This is a genomic window from Lacinutrix sp. (genome assembly GCF_023299985.1).
GTDB lineage: Bacteria > Bacteroidota > Bacteroidia > Flavobacteriales > Flavobacteriaceae > Lacinutrix.
In genome coordinates, this window is record NZ_JALZVX010000021.1 from 1 (window position 1) to 5,598 (window position 5,598).

General features: G+C 30.3%; 8 protein-coding genes. 6 read left to right on the forward strand and 2 right to left on the reverse strand.

The window, feature by feature from the left end; translation table 11 throughout:
- The 3 genes from Q0C58_RS01400 to Q0C58_RS01410 all read left to right on the forward strand — a co-directional run.
- The coding region (locus Q0C58_RS01400) for a potassium transporter TrkG (RefSeq protein ID WP_290696582.1) at positions 1 to 477 on the forward strand (477 nt) is incomplete at its 5' end.
- 137 nt (positions 478 to 614) lie between these two features.
- Positions 615 to 863: a hypothetical protein gene (locus Q0C58_RS01405; protein ID WP_290696584.1), complete on the forward strand. Its 249-nt coding sequence runs from the start codon at positions 615 to 617 to the stop codon at positions 861 to 863.
- Positions 864 to 1,088: 225 nt separating this feature from the next.
- Complete coding sequence (locus Q0C58_RS01410; RefSeq protein WP_290696586.1) at positions 1,089 to 1,253, forward strand: hypothetical protein; 165 nt, start codon at positions 1,089 to 1,091, stop codon at positions 1,251 to 1,253.
- A 158-nt stretch (positions 1,254 to 1,411) separates the two neighbouring features.
- Here the strand turns inward: Q0C58_RS01410 and Q0C58_RS01415 are convergent, their stop codons facing one another.
- Together Q0C58_RS01415 and Q0C58_RS01420 are read right to left on the reverse strand one after the other, a co-directional pair.
- The gene (locus tag Q0C58_RS01415) at positions 1,412 to 2,599 is read right to left on the reverse strand and encodes a pyridoxal phosphate-dependent aminotransferase (protein ID WP_290696587.1); all 1,188 of its coding nucleotides are present in this window, start codon (positions 2,597 to 2,599) and stop codon (positions 1,412 to 1,414) included.
- 31 nt (positions 2,600 to 2,630) lie between these two features.
- Positions 2,631 to 3,725, reverse strand: coding sequence for an acyl-CoA desaturase (locus Q0C58_RS01420; protein ID WP_290696588.1), 1,095 nt, complete (start codon positions 3,723 to 3,725; stop codon positions 2,631 to 2,633).
- A 146-nt stretch (positions 3,726 to 3,871) separates the two neighbouring features.
- On the opposite strand from Q0C58_RS01420, the gene rsmG reads away from it, so the two are divergent.
- The 3 genes from rsmG to Q0C58_RS01435 all read left to right on the forward strand — a co-directional run bounded on the left by rsmG (position 3,872) and on the right by Q0C58_RS01435 (position 5,571).
- The gene (gene rsmG / locus Q0C58_RS01425) at positions 3,872 to 4,495 is read left to right on the forward strand and encodes a 16S rRNA (guanine(527)-N(7))-methyltransferase RsmG (RefSeq protein ID WP_290696589.1); all 624 of its coding nucleotides are present in this window, start codon (positions 3,872 to 3,874) and stop codon (positions 4,493 to 4,495) included.
- 156 nt (positions 4,496 to 4,651) lie between these two features.
- Positions 4,652 to 5,179: an inorganic diphosphatase gene (locus Q0C58_RS01430; protein WP_290696590.1), complete on the forward strand. Its 528-nt coding sequence runs from the start codon at positions 4,652 to 4,654 to the stop codon at positions 5,177 to 5,179.
- Between the two features lie 104 nt (positions 5,180 to 5,283).
- Positions 5,284 to 5,571: a twin-arginine translocase TatA/TatE family subunit gene (locus tag Q0C58_RS01435; protein WP_290696592.1), complete on the forward strand. Its 288-nt coding sequence runs from the start codon at positions 5,284 to 5,286 to the stop codon at positions 5,569 to 5,571.
- Positions 5,572 to 5,598 lie beyond the last annotated feature (27 nt).

The following is a 5,598-nucleotide window of genomic DNA, read 5'->3' on the forward strand; positions in this document are numbered from 1 at the left end:
TGGACACCTTTTTTAACGCTTTTCTTTTTTGGTTTAATGTTTCTTGGAGGATCTGCTGGTAGTACTTCTGGAGGTATAAAAATTGTACGTCATTTAATTACCATTAAAAATGGTTTTGTAGAATTTAAACGTGCATTACATCCTAACGCAATTTTGCCAGTACGTTATAATAAACGTTCGGTTTCTGGAGCTATTGTTTTTAATGTTTTAGGTTTCTTTATTTTATATCTTTTATCATTTATATTTGGTTCTTTAGGTTTTTCTATGATGCAAATAGACTTTGAATCTGCTATTGGTTTAGCGGCTTCAAGCTTAGGAAATGTAGGTCCAGCATTAGGCGATTTTAGCCCTGTTAATAATTATGCAGCTTTGCCACCAATTGGCAAATGGTGGTCTTCTTTTTTAATGCTTATTGGAAGGTTAGAGCTCTTTACTGTTTTAATATTATTGACGCCTTTCTTTTGGCGAAACAGATAAATTTCTATTTTTTTTATTCTTTAATTCTCTAGATTTAATAAAACTTTCCGTTGGTTTATAGCTTGTTGTAAAATAATATGCTGTTATAATTTCTTAAATAGATCGTGTAATAGTATAACCACAATACATCAATTATTATGCAATCAATTACATTAACTTTAGTTTTAGATTCTAATATTGAAACTACTACAATTAATAGTTATTCGGGAATATTAAATTTGGATTATAAAAACATTGTAAAAGCTAATTTTAAAAGCTTTAAATCACCTTCGTTATTTAATATTAAGCAACGTGTAAAAAGCAATCAATTTCAATCGTGTTGTTTTTTAGAAACAGGTTTAAAAGTTTTAATTTTCTTTGTAGGAATCATTATTGCTTTTGTATAAAGTTTCTCTTTTTCTTAGATAGTATTTTATTTTTATATTGAAAACTGTAACATTTTTAATAAAAATGCTGCTTATATATAAAGCAGCTTTTCTTTTTTAGTTGAATAATAAATACTTTAGCTAAACCAAATAGATATTTAGAATTTGCAAGTTCTTAATTAATATATCTATTCATTTAACTTATTGTTTGATACCGAATTAGTTTCGGAATAATACTTAGAGCTTATGGGTGGAGAAGGAGCAATGATACAAGCTAACCAATCTTTAAAAGCTAATAGAAAATTGGTTGGCAAGCGTAAAGAGAAACGATTTAGCTTTGTGCATACTAGTACAGAAAAAACAGAATACGATTTACCAAAATCGACACCTGAAACTATTAGAAGAATTTAGAAAAAAATTAAATGTGAAAGTGAATTACAACAGCAAAAACGTCTAGTCTTACTTGGTTTACTTTTATTTTAGTTTCAGTTTTTATCTTTATTTTATTATAATAAAAAAAGCCTCTAATATAAATTAGAGGCTTTAACTATTTTTGTAAACAGTAGAGCTTAAGCTAAAGCAGTCTTAATTCTCTTTACTGCTTCTTTAATCTGTTCTTGAGAAGCAGCATAACTTATTCTTATACAATCTGGATTTCCAAAAGCTTCACCTGTTACAGTAGCAACAAGCGCTTCTTCTAATAAATATAAAGAAAAATCTGTAGCATTATTTATTGTTTTTCCACGCAACGTTTTTCCGAAGAAAAAAGTAATATCTGGAAACACATAAAAAGCACCTTCTGGTGTATTGGTTTTAAAACCTTCTATGCTATCCAATAAATTTAAAACCATATCACGACGCGTTTTAAACTCGTCTATCATATAATTTACTGTACTTGGATCTGCATTTAAAGCGCTAATTACAGCACGCTGTGCAATACAGTTTGTACCACTTGTTACTTGACCTTGCATTTTGTTGCAGGCACGTGCAATCCAATCTGGAGCACCAATAAAGCCAACTCTCCAACCTGTCATGGCAAAAGCCTTGGATACACCGTTTACTGTTATTGTTCTATCAAACATACCATCAATACTAGCCATACTTGCGTGTGGTTTTCCTGTATAGTTTATATGCTCATAGATCTCATCTGAAACTACATAAATATTTGGATGCTTTATTAAAACTGAAGCTAAAGCTTCTAGTTCTTCTTTACTATATAAAGATCCACTTGGGTTACAAGGTGAGCTAAACCAAAGCATTTTTGTTTTTGGTGTAATGGCTGCTTCAAGTTGCGAAGCTGTCATTTTAAAATCTGTTGTAATAGATGTTTTTACTTCTACTGGAACACCTTCTGCAACTTTAACAATATCGCTATAACTAACCCAATAAGGACAGGGCAAAATAACTTCGTCTCCTTTATTTAACAGTACCTGTGCAATGTTGTATAAAGACTGTTTTGCACCTGTAGAAACTACTACCTGTGGCAATGTATATGTTAAATTATTATCACGTTTAAATTTTGTTATTACAGCTTCTTTTAACTCTACGTAACCATCTACTGGTGAGTAAGAATTGTAATTTTCGTTAACAGCATCTATAGCTGCGTTTTTAATAAAGTCTGGAGTGTTAAAATCTGGCTCTCCCAGACTTAAACCTATAATGTCTTTGCCTTCGGCTCTTAGTTCTCTTGCTTTTGCTGCCATCGCTAAAGTAGCAGATGTTGACATATTGGTTATTCTCTCTGAAAGTAAGTTCATTAGAAATTGTTGGTTAGTAGTATTTAGTAAATTAAGCCATGCCTGGTTTTTGACCTAAGACTTTTAACTGGTTATAGTGCTCTCCAATAGCTTTCCAAATACTGTTGTACTCGTTGTATGGTAAACTAAATTCTTGAGCAGTTTCTTTAACTATTTTAGCTATATTTTTGTAATGAACATGGCTAATATGTGCAAATAAATGATGTTCTACTTGTCTGTTTAAACCACCTGTGTAAAATTCTACTAACCAGTTTTTTGGAGAGAAATTAGACGTTGTAAATAATTGGTGGATTGCCCAAGTGTTTTTCATGGTGCCATTCTCATCTGGAAGCGGCATATCTGTATTTGGCATAACGTGCGCTAATTGAAAAATAACACTTAAAATAATTCCTGCAGTATAATGCATAATTAAAAAGCCTATTAAAACTTGCCACCAAGCATATCCTAAAATCATAGGTAGTACTACCCAAATAGAATAATATAATAGTTTACCAATAATTAGCTTAGTCCACTGTGTTGCAGGTTTTGGAAAATCACCATAAGATAATCTTCTTTTTAAATAAACATAAGTTTGTTTAAAATCTGTAGTAATAGCCCAGTTTACTGTTAATAAACCGTATAATAAAAAGGCATAATATTTTTGATATTGGTGGATTTTTAGCCATTTAGAATGTTTAGAAAAACGTATTATTCTACCTGCATCAATATCTTCATCATGTCCTTGAATATTAGTATAAGTATGGTGTAAAACATTATGTTGTACTTTCCAATTATAGTCGTTACCAGAAATAATATGAATACTACTTCCCATTAATTTATTAACCCATTTCTTACTTGAAAAAGAACCATGATTAGCATCGTGCATAACATTCATTCCTACTCCAGCCATACCAACACCAATAACCATTAAAGATATTACTTGTAACCAGGTTGGTAAATCGACAGTTAATAATAAAACTAATGGACCTAATAATAATGTAAACATTACTATAGCTTTAGTATATAACTTCCAGTTGCCTGTTTTTTTTATGTTATTCTCTTTAAAGTGATTGTTAACACGTTTGTTTAGTGTTTTAAAGAACTTAGCAGAATCAGTTCTTGAAAAAGTTAATGTTTGCTTTGTCATAAATTGTGTTTTATGTTTATATAATAACTTGAAATGTACCAAGAATATTATTAAACAAAGATAATTAATAATTGCATGCTAAGTAATAGAGAAATTCATAAAATTACGTTAGAATAATTTCTATTTTCGCATAAATTTTAATTCCAATGGAACTCATTTTAAAATATTTCCCAAACCTTACTCAAGATCAAATAGATAAGTTTACCAAACTTGAAGCTTTATATCAAGATTGGAATTTAAAAATAAACGTAGTTTCTAGAAAAGATATAGACGAGTTGTATTTGCGTCATGTACTTCATTCTCTTGCTATTGCAAAAATTATAGATTTTAAAGACGATACTAAGATTATGGATGTTGGAACAGGAGGTGGTTTTCCTGGGATTCCTTTGGCTATCCTATTTCCAGAGTGCGATTTCCATTTGGTAGATAGTATTGCCAAGAAACTAAAAGTGGTTAATGAAGTTGTAGAAGGTTTAGGTCTTCAAAACGTAAAAACAACACACACTAGAGTTGAAGAGATTAATGGTACTTACGATTTTATAATAAGTAGAGCAGTTGCAGCTATGCCAACGTTTGTACATTGGGTAAAAGGAAAAGTCTCAAAACATCAAGATAATAACCTTAAAAATGGGATTCTTTATCTTAAAGGTGGCGATTTAAACGAAGAGTTACAGGGCTATACAACTGCTACTATTTATAATATATCAGATTTCTATTATGAAGAGTTTTACGAAACTAAAAAAATAGTCTATTTACCACGAAAGCATTAATTTTAATTTAGGCTTTTGTGTTTTTACTTTCAACTTTATTAAATTGTTATCATATTTAATCTAAGGCTAGATTCCTTGCTAGAAGCTAAATATTCTCGTACTTTTGCAGCCCGAAAAACGATTGGTTTTTCAGCGTAAAAAATAAAGAATTAGAGTATGAGTCCAGCAGGAAAATTAACGTTCGACGTTTTAATAGAAATCCCAAAAGGGAGTAGAAATAAGTATGAATACGATTTTGAATTAAATAAAATTCGCTTCGATCGTATGTTGTTTTCATCCATGATGTATCCAGGAGATTACGGTTTTATTCCAGAAACTTTAGCATTAGATGGCGATCCATTAGACGTTTTGGTAATGGGAACCGAACCTACATTCCCAATGTGTGTTATGGAAGTAAAACCAATAGGTGTTTTCCATATGGCAGACGAAAAAGGACCAGACGAGAAAATAATTTGTGTACCAGTTACAGATCCTATTTGGAATAGTTATAATGATATTGAAGATTTGAATCCACATAGAATAAAAGAAATTACACATTTTTTTCAAGTATATAAAGACTTAGAAAAAAAGAAAGTAGATGTTGGTGGTTGGGGAGACGCAAAGGAAGCTTATACCATATTAAACAAATGTATCGATCGCTATGAAAATAGTGAACATAAAAAAAATGGTGATTTTAAAATTTAAAATTATTATTAAATTATATAAAAGCCTTTTAGAATTTAGTTTTGAAAGGCTTTTTTTAACTTTGAAAGTGTTTTAAACAAAAAACAACTTACTATATTTGTAGTGTGATACAGTTAACAACATTTTTATTTATTGGAGGTCAAGAGTTAATTCTAATTATACTTGCTGTAGTTATGATTTTTGGTGCCAAAAACATTCCTGAGATAGCACGTGGTTTAGCCAAAGGCATGCGTATGCTTAAAGATGCTAGTAACGACATTAAAACTGAAATTACTAAAACTGCAGAGAAACAAGGCTTAGATACAAGCATTACTAAGGATGTGGAAGAAGAGCTAAAAAAGGTGAAAGACGAATTTGAAGACTTTACTGGTTCTATTAGTAGAAAAATGTAAATACTATAATTTTACATTTTGTAAGTT

Coding starts and splice junctions, on each gene's coding strand:
- Q0C58_RS01430 (WP_290696590.1), top strand. CDS start 4,652: ATGAGTCCAGCAGGAAAATTAACGTTCGACGTTTTAATAGAAATCCCA.
- Q0C58_RS01415 (WP_290696587.1), bottom strand. CDS start 2,599: ATGAACTTACTTTCAGAGAGAATAACCAATATGTCAACATCTGCTACT.
- rsmG (WP_290696589.1), top strand. CDS start 3,872: ATGGAACTCATTTTAAAATATTTCCCAAACCTTACTCAAGATCAAATA.
- Q0C58_RS01405 (WP_290696584.1), top strand. CDS start 615: ATGCAATCAATTACATTAACTTTAGTTTTAGATTCTAATATTGAAACT.
- Q0C58_RS01420 (WP_290696588.1), bottom strand. CDS start 3,725: ATGACAAAGCAAACATTAACTTTTTCAAGAACTGATTCTGCTAAGTTC.
- Q0C58_RS01410 (WP_290696586.1), top strand. CDS start 1,089: ATGGGTGGAGAAGGAGCAATGATACAAGCTAACCAATCTTTAAAAGCT.